The organism is Sphingopyxis flava (genome assembly GCF_900168005.1).
GTDB lineage: Bacteria > Pseudomonadota > Alphaproteobacteria > Sphingomonadales > Sphingomonadaceae > Sphingopyxis > Sphingopyxis flava.
This window is the reverse complement of record NZ_FUYP01000035.1, coordinates 1-23,454: the sequence shown is the minus strand read 5'-3', so window position 1 is coordinate 23,454 and position 23,454 is coordinate 1. Positions and strand designations below refer to the sequence as shown.

Here is a 23,454-nt window from a genome sequence, read left to right as displayed (position 1 = left end):
ATTCCCTGATCAGCCTTCTTCTTCATCAGACTTGTCCTTCCTATGACAAGTCTAACCCAATTTCCCTCATCCCCCGTTCACGAGGAAGAGCCGATATTTTTCATCCGGCAAAACGCTCTCCATGCAAGGCGCGATCCTGCACGGAATTTTGGGGGCGAAATATTCCGTCCCTTTCCCTTCCTGCCGCGTCAGGCAGGAAAGATGGCCGCATCCTCCATCGAAATCCCGGCGCTCGCCCTTCCATGCAGGCCAGCGACGACCTGTATCTAGCCGGACGAACAGCGGCTTGGGTTCGTCAGTCCGGATTTGCAGCCGGGCGCCTCGGGCCGATTACCATGTTTGGATACGTCTCGCGCTCTGATCGCGCGCCTCGAAATGCTCCCAGTCCATGGGTTCGAAAAGCGGGCGCAGCCAGCGAAACGGCGCGGGCTTCAGATACCGCACCGAGCGGCCCGCCTGATGCGGCAGGCTCTTTTCGGCCACGCCGGCGGCAGCGGTGTCCTGCGCCATCTCGATTTCGTGCGCGATCGCGGCATCGCGGCTTTCGAACCAGCGATATTCATATTTGCGATGCAGCCGGCCGGTCGTCGAATGGAACATGCCGATCAGATTATGGCCGAGAATCGCCGATGCCCCGGGCAATTCCCGGATCGCGTCCCAATGGATGAACAAGCCGCCCGGAAGAAAATCGGTGACGGTCTCCTGCACGATCAGCCCCTCGGGCGGCGCCTTCCCGTAAAGCGGATAGCCCGCGGGCGGTCCCGCCGACCGATCGAGATCGGCTATATTCGGCAGATCGATCGGCGCGGGCGCCATGAAGCTGTTTTCCTGGGCCGAGAGCAGGCTGCGCACGACGCCGAAGAGATGCGGCGGAAAACGCTTGTAGAGGGCCTGATAGCGGCCTTCCCAGTCGGCGAGCGAGGCATAGCGGTAAAGGTGGACAATCTGCTTCGCGCCGAGCTCGGTCGTTTCGAAATAGCCGACGAGATGGTTGAAGAAGTCGCCGATCTCGGGCGGCCAGTACCAGTCGCGCTGGACCGCCCAGAACTCCCTTTCCTGCCCGGCATCGACCTCATAGGCGCGTCGTTCCAAGATCATGATCTGCTCCCGTTCGAATGATAACGTGGCAGCGACGCCAGGATCGCGCAAGCGAGCCCGGCGAGAACGGCCGCCGACAGAAAGGGGATGCGATACGCGCCGAAGACGTCGCGCTGCACCGCGATGAACAGCGGCCCGGCCGCAGCGGCGACGAGCATGCCGGCATACATCCAGCCGAACAGCCGCCCGAACCGGCCGGGCGCGACATAATGCGAGGCGAGATAGGCGACGACATCGAACTCGGAGCCGACCGCCGCCGCCAGAAGCAGCGCGGCAAGGAGGACATAGCTGTCCCCGGACAGCGCGGTCAGGGCGAGCCCCGCCGCAGCCAGCGCCGCGGCGGCGGCTCCGACGCGCCGCGCGTCGACCAGATCGATCAGAAATCCCGCCGCCGGCCGCGAGACCATCACCCCGGCGGCGAAGACCGACCCGACGAGCGCCGGATCGATATGCCCGCCGTCCGCCGCGACCGCCGCGAGATGCGCCGCCGATCCGGTGATCACCGAGAGCAATACGCCCGCGGTGCCGAGCAACCACAAGGCGCGCGGCGGAACCTTTGGGGTCTCGCCATCCGCTCCCCGCTCCGCTTCGGCGCTTGCCGCGCCGGCGGGCCTGGTGCCGGGCAACAGCCAGAGAAGCAGCGGTAGGATCGCCACGAAATAGACGGCGCCGGCGCGAAGCAGGAACTCGCCGGTCCCGACCCGGTCGATCAGCGCGCCGAACCAGGGCAACAGGGCCGCGCTCATGAAGCTGACCGACCCGATGGTGATGCCGAGCGCGAGTCCGCGCATCGCATCGAAATATTCGCAGATGATCTTGCAGAAGGAGGCCGACAGCGTCCCCGCGCCGAGCAGCATGAAGACGAAGATACCCGCCTGCCATGCGGCGACATCGCGCGGCGCGAAGCTCGCGAGGATCAGCATCGCGCCGACCGCGGCCATCGAGGCGATGACGGGTCCTTTCATCGACCGGCGGTCACCGAACCAGCCGGCGATGGGAGCCCCCAACGCTCCGCCGAGAAAGGCGATCGAGGTGAGCGAACTCGTGTCGAGCCGGCTCCAGCCGAACTGCGCTTCGAGCCGGAGGCCGATCACCGGCACGAGGAAGAGCGGGAAGGCAGCGGCGCCGACCGAACCGCCGAGGCTGCAGATCAGCAACACGCGCCACGATCGTTTGAGCTCGGCCAGCCGCCCTTCCCTCGCCAGTCCGGCATGATCAGCCTCGTCCGCCATACGGCGTGTCAGAAGCCGAAGCTTGCCGCGACGCCGAAGGTCCGCGGCGTGCCGACGACGTTGCAGCGGAGCGCCGCATGCCCGCCTGCCTGCGCGCCGATCAGCGCACCGAACGGCTGATAGGCATAGGAGGTGCAATAGCCCTTGTCGGTCAGATTCGCGCCGAAGAGCGAGATCGACCAGCGATCGTCGGGTCCGGAGAGCGTCGCGCGGGCGCTGAACAGCGCATAGCCATCCTGCACCGTGTCGGGATTATTGTCGTTGACGCCGCCGATATTGGCCTTGCTCGTGAAATTCATGTCGCCGCGCAGCAGCCAGCGCATGCCCGAACCGAGATCGCCGTTGAATTCGGCGCCGAGCGTGCCGCTCCATTTGGGCGTGAAGGTCGGCCGGGTGCCTTTCAGGTCCTGCGTTCCCGGCAGGCCGGGCAGCGCCGAGGCGCCGGGATAGGACGTGAATTCGGAGTCGAGATAGGCGACCCCGCCCGACAGGCGGAACCAGTCCGCCGGGCGGATCGAGATGTCCGTCTCGACGCCGCGGTTGCGCACGCCCCCGGCATTGCGGACCGCGAAGGTCACGCCGGTGAAGGCGCGGTCCTGGAAGTCCTTGATGTCCATCTGGTACAGCACGACATCGAGTTGCAGCGCATTGTCGAGCCACGATGTCTTGGCGCCGATCTCGTAGCTCTTGACCGTCTCGGGCCGCACCTCACGCGTCTGGCCGAGGACGACGTTCGACGCCGCCGAATTGAAGCCGCCCGACTTGAAGCCCGTCGTATAGCTCGCGAACAACATGGCATCGTCGGTCGGCTTCCAGGCCAGATTGGCGCGCCAGGTCACGCGCGACTGCTTGAGCGCCAGCGGGGTCGTCTCGGTCCCCGTGAAGATCGCGCCGATCGCCTGCACCGGCCGCGCATCGAACAGCGCGTCCTTCTTGTCCTGCGACCAGCGCGTGCCGAGCGTCAGGTCGAGCGTCGGCGCGAGCTTGTAGGTGAGCTGCGCATAGGCGGCGATGCTGTCGGTCGTCTGGTCGTAATTGACGTCGGTCGCGCGCGAATTCGATCCCGCGAGGCAGGTGCCGAGCGCCGGATTGCCCGCGAACAGCAGGTTGCAGCCGTCGCGCGCGATCTGGAAATCCTCGTCGATCACCAGATCCTCCTCGAAATAATAGAGGCCGGCGACCGCGCTCAGCCCGGGCATCAGGAAATCGTCGGGGGTGATGAACTGCAATTCCTCCTGGTGCGAGGTGCTGCGCGAATGCTGATACTGGATGCCGGTCGGCGTCTCGGCGCCGAAGACGTGATGGCCGCGCTGGTTGACCTCCCAGCGGTTGACGCCGCTGATCAGCTTGATCTGGAAATCGCCGTCCGTCGTGAAGGCGAGTTCGTTCGAGATCTGGAGCTGCTTCTCGTCGAGCAGATCGTCGACATATTGATTGATCGTGCGGTCGAACGGCGTGAGGTCGACATTGTTGCTGCCGATCCCCGCGAAGCGCGCGAGATAGGTTGCCCGACCGGCGGCAGACGGGAAGGTATCGGGCATCAGCAGATAGGGCGTGAAATAATCATTGCCCCGACGCTGGCTGTAGCCGACGCGCAGCGTATCCTCGACCTGTTCCGAGAAGCGCGCGCGCAGGCTGACCCGCCCGGCGAAGCTGTTGACGCCGCCGACGCGGCCCCCGGTCAGCGCGTTGCGGTACAGCCCCTCGAAATTCTCGCCCTGCGCCGCGACGCGGACCGCGAACTTGTCGCCGTCGGCGACATTGAGATAGCCGCCGAGCTTGAAGCGGTTGCCGGTGCCATATTCGGCGGTGAGCTTGCCGCTGTTCTCGAAGCGCGGCGCCGCCGAGCGCAGGCTGATCGCCCCGACCGAGGCGTTGCGGCCGAACAGCGTGCCCTGCGGCCCGCGCAGGATCTCGACCGCGTCGATGTCGAGATAGGTTGCCAAGGTCGCGCCCTCGCGCGGGATATAGACGCCGTCCATGAAGGTGGCGACGCTCGGCTCGATCGCGGTGCCGCCCGAAGAGCCGATGCCGCGGATCACGATGCGCGGCTTGTCGGCGCGCGCGCCGAGGTCGATACGCAGGCTCGGCGCGAGCCGCTGCACGTCGAACAACTGGGTGACGTTGGCGTCCTCAAGCGTTTCGCCGCTGAACGCACTGATCGCGAGCGGGACGTCGCGCACGCTTTCGGCGCGCTTCTGCGCCATCACGATGATGTCGCCGTCGCGGGCCTCGCCGGCCAGCGGAGCGGCCTCCTGCGCCTCTGCCGCGGACACGCCGCCCAATCCCGAAACAAGCGCCAATGCGGTGGTCACACCAAGCCGGCGGTATATCGTCTTCATGCCATTCCTCCCCTTTATCCGATGGCCGGACCTTTTTGCCGGCTCTTTCTTCGCGTTCTTCGCGCCTCTCAGGCCGCGATCGATTTGCCCGAATCGACGACCAGCGCGGCGCCCGTCATGTGCGGAACCGCGTCGCCGAGCAGGAAGACGGCGAAGCGCCCCAGCTCGTCGGGCGACACGACCTCGCCGAGCGGCGTCGCTGCGGCGGCGCGCTCGAGAAAGCCCTCCATCGCCTGGAGCGGCGGCGTGCTCGACGTTCCCGGAACGAGCAGGTTCACGCGGATCCGGTGCGGCGCAAGGTCGAGCGCGACGGTGTTCATGAAGCCGTGGACGGCCGCCTTCGATGTGACATAGGCCGACATGAAGGGCCCCGAGCGGTAGACCAGCGACGACCCGGTCGCGAGGATCGTGCCGCCGCGCCCCTGTTCGACAAGGATCTTCGCACCCTGCGCCACGGTTCGCGCGGTCCCCAGCAGGTTGACGTCGATCGCCTGGCGAAAAGCGGCCTCGTCGAAATCCTGCACCGGCGGGCTCGGCGCCATCACGCCGGCGTTCGCGACCAGTCCGTCGAGCGTCCCGAACCGGTCCAGCGCCGCCGCGTACATCGCCGCGACCGATTCGGTGGAGGCGATGTCGGTCGCGGCGACCAGGATATCGCCCGCCGCCCCATCGGCACGGGCACGCCCCGCGGCGTCTTCCAGCTTGGAAAGATTGCGGCCGGCAAGGCACAGATTGGCGCCGGCCTCTGCGCAGGCGAGCGCAATGGCATGCCCGATACCGGACCCCGCGCCGGTGATGACGAAGCTCTTGCCCGCCAGGGACTGTACCGCCTGCATCGCTGATCCTCCCCGCCCGGAAACATGCTCCGAGTCTTTTATGTATGATTCGTCATTAATGACATACTATTCAATTATTGAACGTCGTCAAGAGGTGGTGCGGCCCGAGTCCACCGTCAGCAGCGCGCCGGTCATCGACGGCGCGGCGTCACTCAACGCGAAGGCGACGAGCCGCGCGATCTCCTCGGGTTCGGCGACGCGTCCCAGGGGCAGCTTCGCCGCCGCCTGTTCGAGGAAGCCCGGGATGCGCTGGAGCGGCGGGGTCGCGGTCTGTCCGGGGACGATCAGGTTGACGCGTATGCCGTGCGGCCCGAGTTCCGACACCACCGCGCGCATCAGCGCATGGACCGCGCCCTTCGAGGCGATATAGGCCGCACCGCCCGCGGCGGGACGGACGGCGGTCGACGATCCCGTCGCGAGAAGGCTGCCGCCCTCGCCCTGTTCGACGAGATAGCGCGCGCCGGCGCGCAGCGTCAGGAAGGTGCCGCGCAAATTGGTCGCGATGGTGCGGTCCCAGTCGTCGAGCGACGTCTCGTGCATCGGGCCGCTGTGGAGGATGATCCCGGCGTTCGCGACGACGCCGTCGAGCCGGCCATGACGCGCGTCGATCGCGGCATAGAGCCGGTCGATGGCGTCGGGATCGGTGATGTCGGTCGGAACGGCGAGCGGCGCTTCGCCCCCGGCGGCGATCAGCGCCTCGGTCTCGGCGAGCCGCTCGGCGTCGATCCCGGCGATGCAGAGGCGCGCGCCCTGGACCGCGCAGACCGTGGCGATCGCGCGGCCGATCCCGGATTCGGCGCCGGTGACGACAACGACCTTTCCCGCGAGCGGCGCGCTCATGACCGTGCTCCCGACTGCGCATCATCTTCGCGAAGCATCGCCGCCGCCTTCTCGCCGATCATCATCGTCGGCAGATTGGTGTTGCCGCGGACGAGGGCGGGCATGATCGAGGCGTCGGCGATCGACAGGCCGTCGAGCCCGATCACCCGGCAGCGCGGATCGACCACGGCGGCCGGATCGCCGTCCGCGCCGAGCCGGCAGCTTCCCGCCGGGTGGTACATCGGCGCGGCGTACCGATAGACGAAGTCGGCAAGCCCGGCTTCGTCGTCGAACAAGGGCGCCGGATCGATGCCGGCATTCCGCAGTGCGCGGCGCCGAAGGAAAGCGGGGCCGTCGAGCGCCGCCCCCGCCACGCGCGCGACGATCGCATTGATCGCCTTAGGCTCGGCGAGCCGCGCGGTGAGCCGGGCGTTGGTCGGCGCGAAGACGACGAGGCCGGTCACGAGTTCGGAAGCCCTCGTCAGATAGCGGAAGATACGGCGCGTGCCCTCGATCATGCGATCGAGGTCGCGGCCGTCGGCGAACAGGGCGAGGTCGATATCGGCGACGAGCCGCCCGCCAACGCGGGAGAGGCCGATGCGCCCGCGCGAGAAGGGCTTGTACACGCAGGCGCCGAGCGCGGTCACCCGGTCGCCGAGCGCATGCCACGCGGTGCGGTTGATCACCGGCATGAACATGTCGTGCGCGGGGCAGCCGGGAAGCCGCGACGAATAGCGCAGGCCGTTGTGGAACAGGGCGCCGCGGCGCTGCCGCGCACCGCGGGGAACCAGCGCGGAGAGATAGATGGCCGGATGATTGGCGAGGTTGCGGCCGACCCCTTCCAGGTTGTGGACAGGGGTGATCCCGGCCCCGGCGAGGTCCGAGGCCGGGCCGATGCCCGACCGGAGCAGCAGTTGCGGCGTCCCGATCGCCCCCGCGCACAGGACCACGCGCCGCGCGCGCAGCTCCGCCGGCTCGCCCCGGCGCATCAGCGCGACGCCGACGATCCTCCGCTCAGACACCAGCAGCCGCTGCACCTCGCTGTCGGCGAGGATCGTCAGGTTGGGACGCGCGCGCGCCGCCTCGTCGAGCATGGCGGCCGACGACACCCGCCGGTCGGGCAGATTGCTCGCCGGGACCGCGAGGTGGCCGTCCGCGAAATCGCCGTTGGCGTCGGCGACGAAGGAATAGCCATCCTCCTCGAACGCCCGGCCGACAGCCTGCGAAAAGGGCGACCATTGCTCGCGGCGGTGGCGCCGAACCGGGACCGGTCCCGCCTGACCGTGGAGCGGACCGCCGAAATCGAGGTCGCGCTCGATCCGCCGGAAGGCGGGCAGAACGCCGTCCCAGCCCCAGCCGGCCGCCCCGGCGCCTTCCCATTCATCATAATCGGCGGGAAGGCCGCGAAAGGCGAACATCCCCATCAGGCTGCCGCCGCCACCCATGATGCGCGGCTGGAGATAGGGGGCGGGGGGCGGCGCGGGCTGACCGGGACGCGGCGCCTTGATCCGCGCGGCGAGGCCCGGCCAGCGATAGGCGGACACGGCATGCGAAACCGGATAGGGGCTGCGGATGCTCGCCGGTTCGGGCACGATATCCGCGCCGGCCTCGACGAGCAGCACGCGGCAGTCGCGGCGTTCGGACAGCCGCGCCGCGACGACGCACCCCGCCGCTCCGGCGCCGACGACGATATAGTCATGATAGTCATGGTCCATGGGCCGGTTCTTTCCTTCCGGCCCCTAAGACGACGCAGCGCGGGGAACCCGCATTTTTTCTTCGCTAGGAGGCGGACGCACCCGGCCCGAGGTTCAGCGCGGCATCGCCGACGAGATCCCGCGATTCCCCGACCAGCGACACGGCGAGCGCGTCGTCGATGCCGAGGAAGCGCAGGCTGACATAGGCGAACTGCTCCTCGTGGAAGAAAATGTCGCCGCTCTTCAGCGCTTCCTGGATCTCGGCGAGCAACAGCCAGGGATACATGCGCAGCCAGCATTCATGCCCGCCGACCGGCTTCAGCCGTCCGTCGGCAACCGCCTGCGCCTCGGCGCCGCGCATCATCGGCGCCGCGACCTTGCTGATCTCGTCGACGAAGACATAGGGCCGCTCGACCATCCAGCGCATCGCCGGGTCGGCGATCAGCACGCGCATGATGATGCGCGCGCCGATGCAGGGGAGGAGTTCGACGCGCCCGGCGTGCTTCAGGAGCGGGTCGGTGAATTCCGACACGCGCTGGATCGACAGCTCGGCGCGCGCCTCGACGATTTCGTCCATCGAGCGGAAATGATTGTAGAAAGTGCCATAGGCGACGTCGGCCGCGTCGGTGATGTCGTTGACGGTCGCATTGTCGACGCCCTTGGCGCGGAACACGCTGTCGGCCGCGTGCAGGATCAATTCGCGCGTCCGGCGCCGGCGGCGCACGTTGCGGTTCGGCTTTTCGTCCTTGTCCATCGCGCCCCGTCGCTCCCGCCGCCATCCTGAAACCCTGCGACTAGGCACGGTTTCCCGGCAAGTCAAAGGCCTCGGCAATCCCATATGCCCATTTTTACATAAATGACATATCATTCAATATTGACATTCAATCTATTTACGAGGGATTATTCAGCGAGTCGAGGAGAGAGAGACCAGGGCATTCCGGATTCCGGACGACCCAAGCTCCCCTCCGCGGCGGCGGAACGGGGAGGATCGATGGTCAAGCTGCTCGAAAGCGAAGTGCGCACGCGCGAAATACTCGGCTGGCAGGGACTGCACCTGTTCCACGCGCCGCTGTCCTCCTGCTCGCAGAAGGTTCGCCTCTTTCTGGCCGAGAAAGGCGTCGCGTGGCAGCCGCACCCGGTCAATCTCGCGACGAACGAGAATATTTCGGACTATTATCTCGGCATCAATCCGCGCGGGCTCGTCCCGGCGCTGGTCGACGACGGTGCGGTTCATATCGAGAGCAACGACATTCTCCTCCACCTCGAGGAGCGCTTTCCCGAGCCGCGCCTGATTCCCGTCGAAAAGCGCGATCTCGCGGAGGAGATGCTGGCCCGCGAGGACGATCTTCACGTCGACATCCGCAACGTCACCTTCCGTTTCCTGTTCGAGCCGCCCGTCGCGCCGAAATCGCCCGAGGTGCTGGCGCGCTACCGCGCCTTCGGCGCCGCGACGGTCGGCGGCGAGGCCGACACCCACAAGGCGGCCGAAATCGCCTATTGGGAAAGCTATGGCGAACGGCGCGTCCCCGACGCCGAGGCCCGCCGCTCGGTCGCGGCCTTTGCCGCCGCGTTCGCCGATCTCGAAGACCGTTTGGCGGACAAGCCCTGTCTTCTCGGCGGGCAGGTCTCGATCGTCGACATTGCCTGGTTCGTCTATGCGAACCGTCTCCGGATCGCCGGCTATCCGCTCGCGCGCCATCCCGCCCTCGCCCGCTGGTACGACCGGCTGATGGCGCGTCCCGGCTGGGCCGACGAAGTCGCGCTTCCCGACATGCTGCGTCCGATGGTCGCCGATCACCAGGCGCGGCTCGAAGCCGAAGGGCGGCGGCTGGTCGACCTGTGCGGCCTCGCGGCCGAAGGGCAATGCACGTGACGGGACCTCGCGCCCTTCCCCTGATTGCGAGCGAGCGCCTCGCGCGGCTCAGCCGCGACCATCGCGCGCGCCTCGAACGCTTCTTCCGGCGGCGCGGCTGCCCGGCGGCGGTCGCCGAGGATCTGACGCAGGAGGTTTTCGCGCGCCTTGCGGCCTATCCGCGGATCGAGGACATCGCGAACCCGGGCGCCTTCCTGACAAAGGCCGCCGCCAACCTGCTGCGCGATACCGCGAAGGCGGCGCGCCGCCGGCCGACCGCGCCGATCGACGGCGCGGCGGATGCCCTGCTCGTCGATCCGATCACCCCCGAGCGCATTCTCGCGGGTCGCCAGGACGTCGCGCTCGTTTCGCAGGCCCTTGCCGATCTCGAGACGCGCACCCAGCGCATGTTCGTGATGCACCGGATCGAGCATCTGCGGCACCGCGACATCGCGGCGCATTTCGGCCTGTCGGTCAGCCTCGTCGAAAAATGCCTGCGCAGCGCGCACGGCCATCTCGCGGAACAGGTCCGGCGCCAGCGCCTGCGGAAACAGGCGGCGCAGGCCCCTGCCTTCGTCCTGGAGCAGGCGGCGTGACGGCGGGCAAGGTCATCATCAGTTGCGCGGTGACGGGATCGATCCACACGCCCTCGATGTCGCCGCACCTGCCGGTCACCGCCGAGGAGATCGCGGCCTCGGCGCTCGAAGCCGCCGAGGCGGGCGCGGCGATCGTCCATCTCCATGCGCGCAATCCCGCGGACGGCCGCCCCGATCAGACGCCCGAGGCGTTCGAGCCGATCCTCAAGCGGATCAGGCAGGCGTCCGATGTCGTCGTCAACCTGACCACCGGCGGCTCGCCCTATATGTCCGTCGAGGAGCGCGTGCGGCCGGCCGAGCGCTGGCGGCCCGAGGTCGCGAGCATCAACATGGGCTCGATGAACTTCGGCCTCTTCCCGATGCTGAAGCGCTACAAGGAGTTCCGCTTCGACTGGGAACGGCCGATGCTCGAGGACAGCGACGATCTCGTCTTCCGCAACAGCTTCAAGGACATCGGCTATGCGCTCGACACGCTGAACGCGACCGGCGCGCGCTACGAGTTCGAATGCTACGACACCGCGCACCTTCATAATCTCCATTATTTCTGGCGCGAAGGGCGCGTCGAGGCGCCGCTTTTCATCCAGAGCTGCTTCGGCCTGCTCGGCGGCATCGGCGCGCATCCCGACGAGGTGCTGCACATGAAGCGCACCGCCGACCGGCTGTTCGGCGATCAATATCGCTGGTCCGTGCTCGCCGCCGGCCAGGCGCAGATGCGCGTCGCGGCGATGGCGGCGGCGATGGGCGGCCATGTCCGCGTCGGGCTCGAGGATTCGCTCTGGATCGGCGCGGGTCGATTGGCGAAGTCAAACGCCGAACAGGTCGTGCGCGTCCGCACGATCATCGAAGGCCTCGGGCTCGAACCCGCAACCCCCGCCGAGGCGCGCGCGATCCTCGCGCTCAAGGGCGGCGACCGGGTGGGGTTCTAGCCATGTCGCTCGCCCGCAGCCTCAACATCGACGATCTGCGCCGGGCGGCGATGCGCCGCCTGCCCGCGCCGATGTTCCACTATATCGACGGCGGATCGGACGACGAAACCACGCTGCGGCACAACCGCGCGGCGTTTGACGACTGGCGGCTCCTCCCCGAATGCCTGGTCGACGTGAGCAGGATCGACACCGGCACCGCCTTGCTCGGCTGCCGGCTCGCGCTCCCCTTCTTTCTCGCGCCGACCGGCATGTCGCGGCTGTTCCATCACGACAAGGAGCTTGGCGTCGCGCGCGCGGCGGAAAAGGCGGGGACGCTCTATTCGCTCTCAACGCTCGGCACGACCTCGCTCGAAGAGGTCGCGGCGACCATCGCGTCGCCTAAGATGTTCCAGCTCTATATCCTCAAGGATCGCGGGCTGACGCTCGAGTTCGTCGAGCGCTGCAAGGCGGCCCGCTACGACGCGCTGTGCCTGACGGTCGACATGGCGGTCGCGGGGAACCGCGAGCGCGATCATCGCACCGGCATGGTGATGCCGCCGCGTTTCGGACCGGGCAGCCTGTTCAGCTTCGCCTCGCATCCCGGCTGGGCGCTCCGGCTCCTCACCCATCCCGAATTCCGCCTCGCCAATGTCGCGCACCGCGTCGACGCGCTCGGCGGCGGCGCGATGGGGCTCATCGATTATGTGAACAGCCAGTTCGACCGCAGCGTGACCTGGGCGGACGTCGAATGGCTGCGCGCGCGCTGGGACGGCAAGCTGGTCATCAAGGGTATCCTCTCGCCCGCCGATGCCGCCCGCGCGCGCGACTGCGGCGCTGATGCGGCGATGATCTCGAACCACGGGGGACGCCAGCTCGATCACGCGCCAGCGCCGGTCGAGATGCTTCGCTCAATCCGCGACCGCGTCGGTGCCGCGCTGGAACTGATCATAGACGGGGGGATCCGGCGCGGCACCGACATTGTAAAAGCCCTCGCGCTCGGCGCCGACGCCTGCTCGATCGGCAGGGCCTATCTCTACGGACTCGCCGCCGGCGGGCAGGCGGGGGTCGAGCGCGCCATTGCCCTCCTTCAGGGCGAACTCGTGCGCACCATGGCGCTGATGGGCTGCGCCTCCATTGCCGATATCGGCGAGCGCCATCTGCTGCCTGCGCCTTCGGAGCGCGCCGCGACTTCCACGAAAGGACTTTGATATGCAAATCGAGTTTCGCACGATCGGCGACATCTTCACGCGTCGTTTCAAGGCCGAAAATCCCCGCTACGCGCTGCTGATCAGCCACGGCATCGGCGCGCATTCGGGGATCTACAATAAGTTCGGTCACCATCATGGCGGCCGCGGCGCCGAAGTCTGGGCCTATGACGCGCCGGGCCACGGCTTATCGACGAACACCCGGCCGCGCGGCCAGTTCGACTTTCCCGAATGGGTCGATGCCTGCATCGCCGTCGCCGAGCATATCAAACGCGAAACGGGCCTCAAGGTCATCACCGTCGGATCGAGCCTCGGCGTCGCCGCTGCCTATAGCGCGCTCCATTCGGACGCGATCGCCGGCGCGGTGCTGATGGGCTCGGCGGTCGTCCCGGGCGGCCCGGCGATGCCGAAGACCCATCCCTGGCGCGCGCCCGAAGTCGCCGCGGTCGCGAAGTCGCTCGGCCGCACCTTGCGCTTCGACATCATGCGCGCGATCGATTTCGAGAAGGATTACGGCTTCCCCGGGGCCGCCGACCAGCGCCGCTTCGATCACCTAAACCTCGAGAGCTACGACTTCGCCTCGCTGGTGAGCATGTTCGCCTACGACCCGGTGATCCCACCCGAGGCAAACGTCAAGCCGATCCTCTACACCTATGGCGCCGACGACGAGATGACCCCGGTAGCGCTCGTCGAACAGGCCGCCAAGGCGATCGCCGGGCCGGTGCGCTGGGAGCTCATCCCCGGCGGCAAGCACCAGCTGATGCTGTTCAACACCGAAGTTTTCTCCGACCTCGTCGAAGACTGGGTCGCTCCCATCCTCCAAGACTGAAAGGAATTTCCCATGGCGGCTCTCCGCCCCAACGGCATGCACCATATCGCGGTCACCACCGCGCGCATGAAGGACCAGATCGAATATTTCACCGACGTGCTCGGCGCGAAGCTCGTCGGCTTTTACTGGATGCACGGCACTGAAGGTGCGTGGCACGCGTTTCTCGAACTCAGCGCCTCGTCGACCTTCGCGCTGGTCTTTCATCCCGACGTTGCGAAGATACCTGCGACGCTCGACGTGACGCATTCGCGCACGCCCGGCCATTTCTGCGCGCCGGGCACGCTCCAGCATTTCGCCTTCAACGTCGACAGTGACGAAGATTTGCTCGCGATGCGCGATCGCATCCGCTCGCGCGGCATCCCGACCTTCGGCCCGATCGATCACGGCATGTGCAAGTCGATCTATTTTGCCGGGCTTGAAGGCCTCAACCTCGAAGTCTCGACCTCAGCCACTGCGATCGATCCGAAGGTCTGGATTGAAAAGGAGGTCGTCGAACTCGCCGGCATTTCGCCCGAGGAGCTCGAACGTTACGTGAATCCGCCCGCATTTGTCGCGACGGACGGGCCGGTACCTCAACCACCCTTCGATCCGTCAAAGCCGCACATGGCCTATCCGCCCGAGGCGTATAAGGCGATGCTGACGATGCCCGACGCGCAACTGAGTGCAATGAACGACAGCTCGGCCCCGCCCGCTGTTCCGGCACTCTGACGCAATGGACCCGACCGACGCGCGCCCGGCCGGACCGGTGCTCGTTACCGGGGCGGCTCGCGGTCTCGGTGCCGCGATCACCGTCGCGCTTGCCGACGGCGGCGTCGAGCCGCTTCTGCTGGGTCGCTCACTGGCCAGCCTTGCCGACACGCGGGCCAAAGTAGCAGAGCGCCGTGGACGCACCGTGCGCTGCATCGCGGCCGACGTGGCCGATTGGGAGGGCTTGCGAGACGGTATCGACGCTGCGCTCCAACCGGGCGAGACGCTTGCCGGAATCGTCAACAATGCCGGTGTCATCGACCCGATCGACCGAGTTGAGGACAGCGATCCCGCCGCCTGGGCGCATTGCATCACGGTCAATCTGGTTGGCGGCTTTCATGTGCTGCGCGCAGCTCTTCCGCGCCTCGCGCGGGGCGGCGTGATCGCCAACCTGTCCTCGGGCGCCGCCGCCGCAGAACATGCGGGCTGGAGCGCCTATGCCGCGAGCAAGGCGGGGCTCGAGCGGCTGAGCGCGACGCTGGCCGCCGAGCGCCCCGACCTCGTCGTGCTCGCGGTTCGCCCCGGCGTGACCGCCACCGGCATGCAGGACGCGATCAAGGCCTCGCACGTCGACAACGCGATCCGCCAGATGCCCAGAGACGCGATGCAGCCGGTCGAAGTGCCGGCCAAGGCGATCGCGCGGCTGTTTAGCGGCCCGCTCCCCGGCTTCATCGAGCGCGTCGTCGAGGCCCAGGCGCTGCGGGAGATCGACTGACCCAAGACTTTCAAAATAATATGAGGGGAGAGCGACTATGAAAAAGGCAATGATACTGGTTCTGATGGCTTCCGCGAGCTGGAGTGCCGCCGCGCAAGCGCAAATGGGCGAAAGCACCACACAGGCTCCACAAGAGGCGGCGAGGGGGAACGAAATCATCGTCACGGCCCAGCGGCGCTCGGAAAAGCTCAGCGACGTACCGATCTCGATTACCGTCGCGACCGGCGAACAACTCGAGTCGGAGGGTGTCTTTTCGCCCGGTGATCTCGAAAAGCTCGTACCGGGCTTCACCTACCAGCGAAGCTCCTACGGCGTGCCGGTCTATACCATCCGCGGTGTCGGCTTTCTCGATACCGCGCTCGGCGTCGCTCCGACGGTGAGCATCTACGTCGACCAGGTGCCGATGCCGTTTTCGCCGATGGCAGCGGGTGCGGCGCTCGATCTCGAACGCGTCGAGGTGCTGAAGGGTCCGCAAGGTACGTTGTTCGGACAAAATTCGACCGGCGGTGCGATCAACTATATCGCCGCCAAGCCGAAGGACCGTTTCGAAGCCGGCGGCGATGTCAGCATCGGCCGCTTCACCAGCATCGAAGCACAAGCCTATATCAGCGGTCCGCTCTCCGAAACGCTCGGCGCGCGCCTCGCGGTGCGCACCGAGCAGAGCAGCGACTGGCAGAAAAGCTATACGCGGGACGCCACCCTTGGCGAGCGGCATTTCACGACCGGGCGCCTGCTCCTCGACTGGAACCCCAGCGACAGCGTCCGCCTCGAATTCAACATCAACGGCTGGCGCGACACCTCCGACACGCAGGCGGCGCAATTCTTCGGCTATCAGCCCACACAAGTGCCGCCGTCGAACCCGCTTCCCGAACCCGTGCTGTCGGTCTATCCGTTGGCTCCGCGCAATGCGCGCGCCGCCGAATGGAATGCGGCGCTCGACGGCCGGCTGAAGCGCGACGACAGCTATTACCAACTTGCGCTGCGCGGAGAGGCCGACCTGAGCGACACCGCGACGCTCTATTCGATCACGGCCTATTCGAATTACAAGATCGACGCCGCCAACGACCCCGACGGGGTCAATTTCCCGAGCCTCCAGATCTTCAAGAAGGGCAAGCTCGAGACCTTCAACCAGGAACTTCGCCTTGCCGGAAGCGCCGCCGAAGAACGCCTGTCGTGGATGATCGGGGGCAGCTATCAATATGCCGAGATCGTCGACAATGAGACGATCGGCGATGCGCAAAATCCCTATACCGCGACCAACGACACGATCTTCGGTTTCGACATCCAAGACTTCCGCCTGAGCAACACGCAAGAGGTCGATACCTGGGCCGCGTTCGGCAGCCTTGATTTCAAGCTGACCGACACGCTGACCGTCCAGGGATCGCTGCGCTACACCGACGAAAAGCGTGTGTTCCGCGGCTGTACCTTCGATACCGACGGATCATCGTACCAGGTGTTCAACGTGCTTGGCTCATTCGTGGGCATTCCACCCGTCACGGGCCCCGGACAATGCGGTACGATCGATGCTGCCAACGCGCAGCGCCTCCCGATCTATGAGATTCCGCTGCACGAGGACAATCTGTCGTGGCGCGTCGGCCTGAGCTGGAAGCCCGGCGAAGACTCGCTGCTCTACGCGAACGTCACCCAGGGCTATAAGGGCGGCAGCTTCCCGACTATCTCGGCTTCCGACGTGTCCGTGCTCGACCCGGCGCGGCAGGAAGCGCTGCTCGCCTATGAGGCGGGGTTCCGTACCGCGCTCGTCGGACAGGCGGTCCAGCTGTCGGGCGCGGTCTTCTATTATGACTATAGCGACAAGCAGGTACTCGGGCTGCTCCAAACGATCTTCGGCAACCTGCCGAAGCTGGTCAACATCCCGAAATCCGAAGTGACCGGCGCCGAGCTCGAGCTGACGCTGCGCCCGGCGGCTGGCCTCAGGATCACGACGGGCCTCACCTATGTCGATTCGAAGGTGACAAGCTCGCTAATCCTCAGCAACCCGTCGGGCCAGCTTGCCGACATTCGCGGCGAATCCTTCCCAAATACACCGAAGTGGCAGACGAACGCGGACATCCAGTATGACTTCCCACTGTCGGGATCGCTGAACGGCTTCGTCGGCGCGAACGGGCGCTATCGCACCAAAGCGCAAGCCGGGTTCGGGCGGCTCCCCCAATTCATCCTCAAGGATTATGGTACGCTCGACCTGCGCGCCGGCATCGAAGCTGCCGACGGACGCTGGAAAGCCGAGATCTGGGGGCGCAACGTCACCAACACGCTCTACTGGAACAACATCGCCAAGCTCACCGATACTTATTCACGCACGACGGGGATGCCAGTCACTTACGGCTTCCGGCTCGGGTTCAAGATCTGAGCCGTCGATTCTCCGGCCGGGCCAAGGTCCGGCCGGTGGCAAGGAAAGAAGGAATGTCCGCGTGACCGATATTTCGCCAAAAGCCGGAATCATCGTTGAAGGATCGGCGCGCGTATCGGAAGCAGATCGCGATGCCTATCTCGCGCTGGTGCGCGAGGTGGTCGCCCAGTCGGTCACGCGCGCAGGCTGTCTGAAATTCAGCGTCGCCGAGGATATCATCGAGCGCAATCTGTTCCACCTGACCGAGCTCTGGACCGATATGGCTTCGCTCGATGCCAGCCGCTACGGGGCCGAAAATATGGCGATGCTGCAGCGGTTCGCGGGACTGGATATCTCCGGCCGCGCCGTGCTCGTCTATGGCGTCGCCTCGGCAGTTCCCGGATGAGCGGCGCCAAAGCAGTCGAGCCTCAAGGCCATTGGGTGCTCTGCGTCACCTTTTCGATCAGGCCCGAGCATGCCGACGAGTTCGTGACGATCGTGTCGGAGGTGATCGACCGGATGCGCCACGAGGCAAATTTCGTCTCGACGACGCTTTGTCGCGACCCTGCTGTCTCCGGCCGTTTCTACCTCTTCGAAACATGGAAGAGCCGCGCCCGCTTTCTCGCCGAAGATCTCTCCCGCGATTATCGGGAACCCTATTCGGCGCGGCTGGCCGAAATCCAGGCGGAGGAACGGCAGTTCGCGGAGTGGGAGCAGATCCGGGCCGACTACAGCCTGTCGGTCCGATAGGAGCCAGACATGGCGCGACTGGACGGAAAAACCGCTTTTATCACCGGCGCGGCCAATGGGATGGGCCGCGCCCAAGCGCTGTCGTTCGCCGTATCTGGCGCGAAGGTCATCGTGGCGGATATTGCGGATGAAGGCGCCACTGTCGCGGTCGAGATCGGCAAAGATGCGCGATATATAGCGCACGACGTCACCTCGGAGGAGAGCTGGCTGAGCGCGATCGCCCAGACCGAGAGTGCCTTTGGCCCGATTGACATATTGGTGAACAATGCCGGTGCCTTCGTGCACGCCGCGCTTGCCGAAGGCACCGTCGAGGAGTTCGACCGGGTGACACGGGTCAACCAGCTCGGCGTGCTGCTCGGCATGAAATGCGCCGCCCCGTCGATGCAGAAGGCGGGCGGCGGTGCGATCGTCAACATCGCGTCGCTCGCGGCCTTTCGGCCGGCGCCGAACCAGGCCATCTATTCGGCGTCGAAATGGGCGGTCCGTGGCCTGTCGCGCGTCGCCGTCGTCGAGCTCGCCCAATTGGGCATCCGCGTCAACTCGGTATACCCGGGGCCGGTCGATACCCGGCTATTCGCTCTCAACCCGACGGAATTTAAGGCGATGCTGGCCGAACTCACCCCGCTGAAGCGCCTCGCCCAGCCCGACGACATTGCCAGGGTCGTGCGCTTTCTCGCATCGGACGATGCTGCCTTCGTCACTGGCGCCGAGCTGGTGGTGGACGGCGGCCTCGGCTGCACCTAGCAGTGGAGTCAGGGAGACAGCGATGCCCTTCTCAATCGACAATGCGGTCCGTCCGCTCGAACCGCTGGTCGCAGTGGACGATAGGCCGCTGCTGCTCAAGGGCGGCACCATCATCAGCATGGACGAACAGGTCGGCGATCTTGCCGAAGGCGACATATTGATCGAAGGCAGCCGCATCGCCGCGATCGGTGCATCGCTGCGCTGCGACGACGCCGAGATCGTCGATGTCAGCGGCATGATCCTGATCCCCGGCTTCGTCGACTGCCATCGTCACGCCTGGGAAGCGCCGCTGCGCCATCTCAACCCCAACTCGTCGAACCTCCTCGACTATTGCTGCGCGACGCATTTCACCTTCGGGCCGCATTACCGCCCGATCGACATCTATGCCGGAACGCTCCTTACCGCGATCTCGGGCATCGACACCGGCATCACCACCTTCATCGACAATTGTCACAACGCCCGCAGCGACGATCATGCTGCTGCCGGACTTGCCGCCTGGCAGCATTCGGGCGTCCGCGCCCTCTTTGCGCCGGGGCCCCCGCTTACCGGCGCATGGGACGAGGCCGGGTGGCCCGCGCACCGCCTAGCCGAGCTCGCCACGCGCCTCGGTCCCGAGACGCCGGAGCGCCTCGTCGAGCTCGGACTCATGGCGCAATTGCTACCCGACGTCTGGGCGCAGGCCCGCGCGATGGGTCTTCCGATCGTAAGCGAAATCCCGGCGCCGGAGCTGGCGGATGCCATCCGGAAGCTGGCGGCGGACGGAGAGCTTGGCCCTGACAATATTTTCAACCACATCACCGCGCTTCCCGCCGATGTGCTTGCGCTGCTTTGCGAGGCAGGCGTCCGGACCAATGTCTGTCCGCGCTCCGACGCGCAATACGGCATCGGCGACGGCGGCATGAGGGCTTTCCAAGCCGCGCTCGATGCGGGTCTCGAGCCGGGCTTCAGCATCGACAATGAGACATCCTACAGCGGCGACATGTTCGGCGAGATGCGCACGGAATTCTTTCTCCAGCGCGCGATGGCCCAGCGCGACCGTTTTGGCGGAGCGAAGGGCGTACCACCCTTGACCATCCGCCAGGTGCTGAAGGCCGCAACGATCGACGGGGCGCGCTGCGCAGGCCTTGACGACCGGTGCGGATCGCTTGTCCCGGGGAAACAGGCCGATCTGATCATGATCCGGGCCACCGATATCAATCTCCATCCCGTCAGCAACGCTTTCGGCGCCGTCGTGCAGGGCGCCGACCGGGGCAACATCGACAGCGTCCTCATCGGCGGACGTTTTTGCAAACGTCATGGACAGATTCGTGGCCTCGATCAGGGAAAGCTGATGTCGCTGGTCACCGCGACCCAAACATATTTGTTCGCAGCGCACGGCTATAAGCCCGACCTCTTCTGCGACACGCACGACAGTCTGGGACGGGAATTTCCAGAACTCACCCGCTTCTGGAATTAGACCGAGTTGTCCTCGACGGTGGCAGGCCGACGGCGACCCTCCGATCACCCGTTAACTTTCCGTGGGCAAAACCCGCGAAAGCCACTCGGATTTCCAGTCGATCAGCATCTTCATTGCGCTTTCGACTCGCTCCGGTGTTTTTGAAAAGAGCAGTTGGATCGATAATCCACGCATTGCGCCGAGAACCACGTCGATCATTTGCTTCAAAGCTTGGCGATCCGTCAGCCCGATTTCCTGAGCCATGTCCCACATCGAGTCTTCGTGAAATTGCTCGATCTTACTGCCGACGTCGAGAAAGCGGCGGCCCAGTTCCGGATCGCTTCGAGTGGCCATGAGGATTTCCAGCAACGCCATTCCCGTTGGCTCGCGCAACGCACGCCAGGCGATCTCGGTGATGCCGATAAACCGGTCCCGCGGATCTTCTATCAAGGCAAGCTCCGCGGTGTAGCGAGCCGTCTGCAGATCGAAGATATGCATCGCAGCAGCCAGCATCAAGTCCACCTTGGTAGGAAAATGGTGGAGCATGGTCCCCGTACTCAACTTGGTACGGCGCAGGATTTCCGTCGTGCTCGCCGCGGCGTAGCCCCGGTCGTGCAGCGCTGAAATCGCGCCTTCGATAAGGCGGAGCCGCGTGGTCGCCGTACGGACCGATTGCGGAATGCGCTGTTTCGCCGGCGCTGATCCGCGTGGTGTCTGCCTTATGCTCATCCCCGTGTCGCTATCATCCCGGGCTGACGCCTCCAAATTCAAAAACAGTGAACCTTGATGGTTAGTGGATAAACGTGGATAGGTTGCGCCGATAACAGATCAATCGGAGGAGAGGACGATGACAGAATTCCGGGTTCGCCCGTCGGCCGTGGCGATAGCGATCGCACTGGCCTGGACCTCCAGCGCAAGAACCCCCGGTCGAAGCGCGAGGATCGCAGGGCATTGGTCCAACTACTGAGCCCGGTGAATCCCCGGACTTGCAACCTGATCCTGCCGCCGACGCGATCGACACCGCGGATATCATCGTGACCGGGTCGCGCATTGCGAACAGCGGCTTCCAGCAGCCTACGCCGGTTACGGTGGTCGGCGATACGGAGATCAAGCGACAGGCCGCCCCCACCATCGCGCAATATCTCAACCAGCTCCCCTCTTTCGGGGTCACCACGTCGGCCAAGAATCCCGCGATCCAAGTCGCCGGCGGCGGCACTGAATTTCTCAACCTGCGCAATCTTGGCCCGACCCGCACGCTCGTGCTGCTCGACAATAGACGCGTGGTCGAGGCGACTTCGGGCGGAGGGGTGGACACCGTCACCTTGCCATTGGGTCTCATCAAGCGTGTGGAGGTCGTGACGGGCGGCGCTTCCGCCGCCTGGGGTTCGGACGCCGTCGCCGGCGTTGTCAACTTTATCCTCGATCGAAACTACGAAGGCATCGGGATCAACGGCGAAACCGGCTTCACGCAGCGCGGCGATGCCGGTTACGTCAAGGCCAATCTGACCGCGGGAACAGGCTTCGCGTCAGGCAAGGGCCACCTGGTAGCTGAGTTCGATTATTTCAACCAGTCGGATGGCGTCGATCTTCGCTCGCGAGACTGGTTCAAGAGCCGCGCGGTGGTGAACAATCCGGCTTTCGTAGCCGGAAACGGCCAACCGCGCCAGATTACCGTGAGCAATGTCGGCACGGCGAATATTTCACCTGGCGGGGTAATCACCTCGGGTCCGCTGCGCGGGACGCAGTTCGTCGGGCCGGACGGAACCCCGGCCCCTTATGATTTCGGCAACCAATCCGGCCTGGTCCAGTACGGCGGCGACGTCGATCAATCGATTGGCCTCGCGCGTTCGATCTCGACGCCGCTTAACTACGCCAACGCGTTCGCACACCTCGACTATGAACTGAGTCCCAACCTTACGGCCTACGTCGAGGGCTTTTATGGAAAGTCGAACTATAACGAGGATGGGTACCTGTATTTTACGCGGCCAGGGAACCTGTCGATCAGCGTAGACAATCCCTTTCTCGACCCTGCTGTAAGGACTCAACTTGTGGATGCAGGCCAGACCTCGTTCAACCTCGGCAAGAATGCGGTCAACATGGGGCCGCCGACGTCCCGCAACTCGCGCGACGTGTGGCGCGCGGTCGTGGGCGTCGACGGGCGATTGGGCTCCACGTGGCAGTGGCACGCTTATTACACGCACGGGGAGGTGAAATCCAAGCTCTACGCCGACAACGACACGATCATCGCCAATTTCCTGAAGGCGGTCGATGCTGTTCGCGATCCAGACACCGGCAGTATCGTGTGCCGATCGACGCTGACGGCCCCGACCAACGGATGCGTTCCCTATGACCCGTTCGGCACGGGCCCCGTTTCGGCGGAGACTATAGCCTATACGCACGGCACTGCCTTCCAGCGTTCAGTGGTGAAGCTCGACGTCATCTCGATCGATGCCTCGGGCACGCTGTTGACGCTGCCGGCCGGCGATCTTTCGCTGGCCGTCGGCGCGGACTACATCAAAAACCAGGCGTTCGCGACGCAAGACGATCTTTCGCTGGCCCGAGCTTATGCGGTGCAGAATTTCCAGCCCTTCTCGGGCCAACGCGACGTCAAGGAAGCATTTGCGGAAGTCGCGGTGCCAATCGTACGCGACGTGCCGCTGTTGCAGAAGCTCGATCTCAACGCTGCGGCACGCGTCACCGATTACAGCACCAGCGGCACGGTAATGACGTGGAAAGTGGGCCTGACCGACCAGGTATTTGACAGCCTGCGCATCCGCGGGACGATTTCGCGCGACATTCGCGCGCCGACGCTGGACGATCTCTTTTCGGGCGGCGTCATCCGGCAGCAGCCGGTGTTCGATTCGGTCACCAATCAGACCTATCAGCAATTCACCAACCAGGCCGGCAATCCCGCGCTCGAACCCGAGCGTGCCGACACGATCACAGCGGGCGTCGTCTACTCTCCCGACTTCGTTCCTGGTCTGCAGCTCTCGGTCGATTATTACCAGATTGCTGTCAAAGGGGCGATCGCTTCACTGACCGCGGCGCAGGAACTAGCGCTCTGCAACGCGGGACAGACCTTTTACTGCCAGTATATCAACCGCGACGCCAATCAGGCGATCGTGTCCATCGACACCGTTCCGGTCAATGTCTCCAGCTTGAAGATCCGGGGCTGGGATTTCGAGCTGGCCTATGCCCACCAACTTGGGGCCGGGCTCTTCCTCGTGAACGGGGGATGAGGGAAATTGGGTTAGACTTGTCATAGGAAGGACAAGTCTGATGAAGAAGAAGGCTGATCAGGGAATCGA

At 65.4% G+C, this 23,454-nt stretch carries 21 protein-coding genes; 13 read left to right on the top strand and 8 right to left on the bottom strand.

The features are described 5' to 3' along the window. Window positions 1–330 precede the first annotated feature (330 nt). The 7 genes from B5X69_RS18095 to B5X69_RS18065 form a co-directional block, all read right to left on the bottom strand. Window positions 331–1,098 (bottom strand): NIPSNAP family protein, encoded by a 768-nt coding sequence (locus B5X69_RS18095; protein WP_079639969.1) that lies wholly within the window; start codon window positions 1,096–1,098, stop codon window positions 331–333. After that, window positions 1,095–2,330 (bottom strand): MFS transporter, encoded by a 1,236-nt coding sequence (locus B5X69_RS18090; RefSeq protein WP_079639968.1) that lies wholly within the window; start codon window positions 2,328–2,330, stop codon window positions 1,095–1,097. Before B5X69_RS18090 ends, B5X69_RS18095 begins: the two co-directional genes overlap by 4 nt. 8 nt (window positions 2,331–2,338) lie before the next feature. Continuing rightward, a complete protein-coding gene (locus B5X69_RS18085) occupies window positions 2,339–4,672 on the bottom strand; it encodes a TonB-dependent receptor (RefSeq protein WP_079639967.1) in 2,334 nt (777 codons plus the stop codon). Between the two features lie 68 nt (window positions 4,673–4,740). Continuing rightward, the gene (locus B5X69_RS18080; protein ID WP_079639966.1) at window positions 4,741–5,508 is read right to left on the bottom strand and encodes an SDR family NAD(P)-dependent oxidoreductase; all 768 of its coding nucleotides are present in this window, start codon (window positions 5,506–5,508) and stop codon (window positions 4,741–4,743) included. An 87-nt stretch (window positions 5,509–5,595) separates the two neighbouring features. Then, a complete protein-coding gene (locus tag B5X69_RS18075) occupies window positions 5,596–6,348 on the bottom strand; it encodes an SDR family NAD(P)-dependent oxidoreductase (RefSeq protein ID WP_079639965.1) in 753 nt (250 codons plus the stop codon). Beyond that, window positions 6,345–8,042 (bottom strand): GMC family oxidoreductase, encoded by a 1,698-nt coding sequence (locus B5X69_RS18070; RefSeq protein WP_079639964.1) that lies wholly within the window; start codon window positions 8,040–8,042, stop codon window positions 6,345–6,347. The genes B5X69_RS18075 and B5X69_RS18070 overlap by 4 nt, the downstream gene beginning before the upstream one ends. 64 nt (window positions 8,043–8,106) lie before the next feature. Continuing rightward, window positions 8,107–8,775, bottom strand: a complete 669-nt coding sequence (locus tag B5X69_RS18065) for a TetR/AcrR family transcriptional regulator (RefSeq protein WP_176141672.1) — start codon at window positions 8,773–8,775, stop codon at window positions 8,107–8,109. Between the two features lie 237 nt (window positions 8,776–9,012). Between B5X69_RS18065 and B5X69_RS18060 the strand changes: the two genes are divergently transcribed. The 12 genes from B5X69_RS18060 to B5X69_RS18005 all read left to right on the top strand — a co-directional run bounded on the left by B5X69_RS18060 (window position 9,013) and on the right by B5X69_RS18005 (window position 20,167). Beyond that, window positions 9,013–9,894, top strand: a complete 882-nt coding sequence (locus B5X69_RS18060) for a glutathione S-transferase family protein (RefSeq protein WP_176141671.1) — start codon at window positions 9,013–9,015, stop codon at window positions 9,892–9,894. Continuing rightward, window positions 9,891–10,469, top strand: coding sequence for an RNA polymerase sigma factor (locus B5X69_RS18055; protein ID WP_176141670.1), 579 nt, complete (start codon window positions 9,891–9,893; stop codon window positions 10,467–10,469). Before B5X69_RS18060 ends, B5X69_RS18055 begins: the two co-directional genes overlap by 4 nt. Next, window positions 10,466–11,395: a 3,5-dioxohexanoate:acetyl-CoA acetone transferase gene (gene kce, locus B5X69_RS18050; RefSeq protein ID WP_281250955.1), complete on the top strand. Its 930-nt coding sequence runs from the start codon at window positions 10,466–10,468 to the stop codon at window positions 11,393–11,395. Before B5X69_RS18055 ends, kce begins: the two co-directional genes overlap by 4 nt. Before the next feature lie 2 nt (window positions 11,396–11,397). Continuing rightward, entirely contained in the window at window positions 11,398–12,582 is a 1,185-nt protein-coding gene (locus B5X69_RS18045; protein ID WP_079639959.1) for an alpha-hydroxy acid oxidase, read from the top strand. A 1-nt stretch (window position 12,583) separates the two neighbouring features. Further along, a complete protein-coding gene (locus tag B5X69_RS18040; RefSeq protein ID WP_079639958.1) occupies window positions 12,584–13,408 on the top strand; it encodes an alpha/beta hydrolase in 825 nt (274 codons plus the stop codon). 12 nt (window positions 13,409–13,420) lie between these two features. Next, window positions 13,421–14,116, top strand: coding sequence for a VOC family protein (locus B5X69_RS18035; RefSeq protein ID WP_079639957.1), 696 nt, complete (start codon window positions 13,421–13,423; stop codon window positions 14,114–14,116). A 4-nt stretch (window positions 14,117–14,120) separates the two neighbouring features. After that, complete coding sequence (locus B5X69_RS18030; protein ID WP_079639956.1) at window positions 14,121–14,870, top strand: SDR family oxidoreductase; 750 nt, start codon at window positions 14,121–14,123, stop codon at window positions 14,868–14,870. A 37-nt stretch (window positions 14,871–14,907) separates the two neighbouring features. Next, complete coding sequence (locus B5X69_RS18025; protein WP_079639955.1) at window positions 14,908–17,238, top strand: TonB-dependent receptor; 2,331 nt, start codon at window positions 14,908–14,910, stop codon at window positions 17,236–17,238. 61 nt (window positions 17,239–17,299) lie between these two features. Continuing rightward, window positions 17,300–17,623 (top strand): putative quinol monooxygenase, encoded by a 324-nt coding sequence (locus B5X69_RS21605; protein ID WP_176141669.1) that lies wholly within the window; start codon window positions 17,300–17,302, stop codon window positions 17,621–17,623. After that, window positions 17,620–17,967 carry a putative quinol monooxygenase gene (locus tag B5X69_RS18015; RefSeq protein ID WP_079639953.1) on the top strand — a complete coding sequence of 116 codons (348 nt, stop codon included), beginning with the start codon at window positions 17,620–17,622 and terminating at the stop codon, window positions 17,965–17,967. The genes B5X69_RS21605 and B5X69_RS18015 overlap by 4 nt, the downstream gene beginning before the upstream one ends. A 9-nt stretch (window positions 17,968–17,976) precedes the next feature. Further along, entirely contained in the window at window positions 17,977–18,711 is a 735-nt protein-coding gene (locus tag B5X69_RS18010; protein ID WP_079639952.1) for an SDR family NAD(P)-dependent oxidoreductase, read from the top strand. Between the two features lie 22 nt (window positions 18,712–18,733). Beyond that, entirely contained in the window at window positions 18,734–20,167 is a 1,434-nt protein-coding gene (locus tag B5X69_RS18005; RefSeq protein ID WP_079639951.1) for an amidohydrolase family protein, read from the top strand. A 51-nt stretch (window positions 20,168–20,218) separates the two neighbouring features. Here the strand turns inward: B5X69_RS18005 and B5X69_RS18000 are convergent, their stop codons facing one another. After that, window positions 20,219–20,875: a TetR/AcrR family transcriptional regulator gene (locus tag B5X69_RS18000; protein WP_079639950.1), complete on the bottom strand. Its 657-nt coding sequence runs from the start codon at window positions 20,873–20,875 to the stop codon at window positions 20,219–20,221. Between the two features lie 257 nt (window positions 20,876–21,132). On the opposite strand from B5X69_RS18000, the gene B5X69_RS17995 reads away from it, so the two are divergent. Next, a complete protein-coding gene (locus B5X69_RS17995) occupies window positions 21,133–23,385 on the top strand; it encodes a TonB-dependent receptor plug domain-containing protein (RefSeq protein WP_079639949.1) in 2,253 nt (750 codons plus the stop codon). The last annotated feature ends 69 nt before the right edge of the window (window positions 23,386–23,454 follow it).

What these genes read in the sequence shown, in the direction of transcription:
- B5X69_RS18095 (WP_079639969.1), bottom strand. Translation starts at nt 1,098, where the DNA reads ATGATCTTGGAACGACGCGCCTATGAGGTCGATGCCGGGCAGGAAAGG.
- B5X69_RS18090 (WP_079639968.1), bottom strand. Translation starts at nt 2,330, where the DNA reads ATGGCGGACGAGGCTGATCATGCCGGACTGGCGAGGGAAGGGCGGCTG.
- B5X69_RS18085 (WP_079639967.1), bottom strand. Translation starts at nt 4,672, where the DNA reads ATGAAGACGATATACCGCCGGCTTGGTGTGACCACCGCATTGGCGCTT.
- B5X69_RS18080 (WP_079639966.1), bottom strand. Translation starts at nt 5,508, where the DNA reads ATGCAGGCGGTACAGTCCCTGGCGGGCAAGAGCTTCGTCATCACCGGC.
- B5X69_RS18075 (WP_079639965.1), bottom strand. Translation starts at nt 6,348, where the DNA reads ATGAGCGCGCCGCTCGCGGGAAAGGTCGTTGTCGTCACCGGCGCCGAA.
- B5X69_RS18070 (WP_079639964.1), bottom strand. Translation starts at nt 8,042, where the DNA reads ATGGACCATGACTATCATGACTATATCGTCGTCGGCGCCGGAGCGGCG.
- B5X69_RS18065 (WP_176141672.1), bottom strand. Translation starts at nt 8,775, where the DNA reads ATGGACAAGGACGAAAAGCCGAACCGCAACGTGCGCCGCCGGCGCCGG.
- B5X69_RS18060 (WP_176141671.1), top strand. Translation starts at nt 9,013, where the DNA reads ATGGTCAAGCTGCTCGAAAGCGAAGTGCGCACGCGCGAAATACTCGGC.
- B5X69_RS18045 (WP_079639959.1), top strand. Translation starts at nt 11,398, where the DNA reads ATGTCGCTCGCCCGCAGCCTCAACATCGACGATCTGCGCCGGGCGGCG.
- B5X69_RS18040 (WP_079639958.1), top strand. Translation starts at nt 12,584, where the DNA reads ATGCAAATCGAGTTTCGCACGATCGGCGACATCTTCACGCGTCGTTTC.
- B5X69_RS18035 (WP_079639957.1), top strand. Translation starts at nt 13,421, where the DNA reads ATGGCGGCTCTCCGCCCCAACGGCATGCACCATATCGCGGTCACCACC.
- B5X69_RS18030 (WP_079639956.1), top strand. Translation starts at nt 14,121, where the DNA reads ATGGACCCGACCGACGCGCGCCCGGCCGGACCGGTGCTCGTTACCGGG.
- B5X69_RS18025 (WP_079639955.1), top strand. Translation starts at nt 14,908, where the DNA reads ATGAAAAAGGCAATGATACTGGTTCTGATGGCTTCCGCGAGCTGGAGT.
- B5X69_RS18015 (WP_079639953.1), top strand. Translation starts at nt 17,620, where the DNA reads ATGAGCGGCGCCAAAGCAGTCGAGCCTCAAGGCCATTGGGTGCTCTGC.
- B5X69_RS18010 (WP_079639952.1), top strand. Translation starts at nt 17,977, where the DNA reads ATGGCGCGACTGGACGGAAAAACCGCTTTTATCACCGGCGCGGCCAAT.
- B5X69_RS18005 (WP_079639951.1), top strand. Translation starts at nt 18,734, where the DNA reads ATGCCCTTCTCAATCGACAATGCGGTCCGTCCGCTCGAACCGCTGGTC.
- B5X69_RS18000 (WP_079639950.1), bottom strand. Translation starts at nt 20,875, where the DNA reads ATGAGCATAAGGCAGACACCACGCGGATCAGCGCCGGCGAAACAGCGC.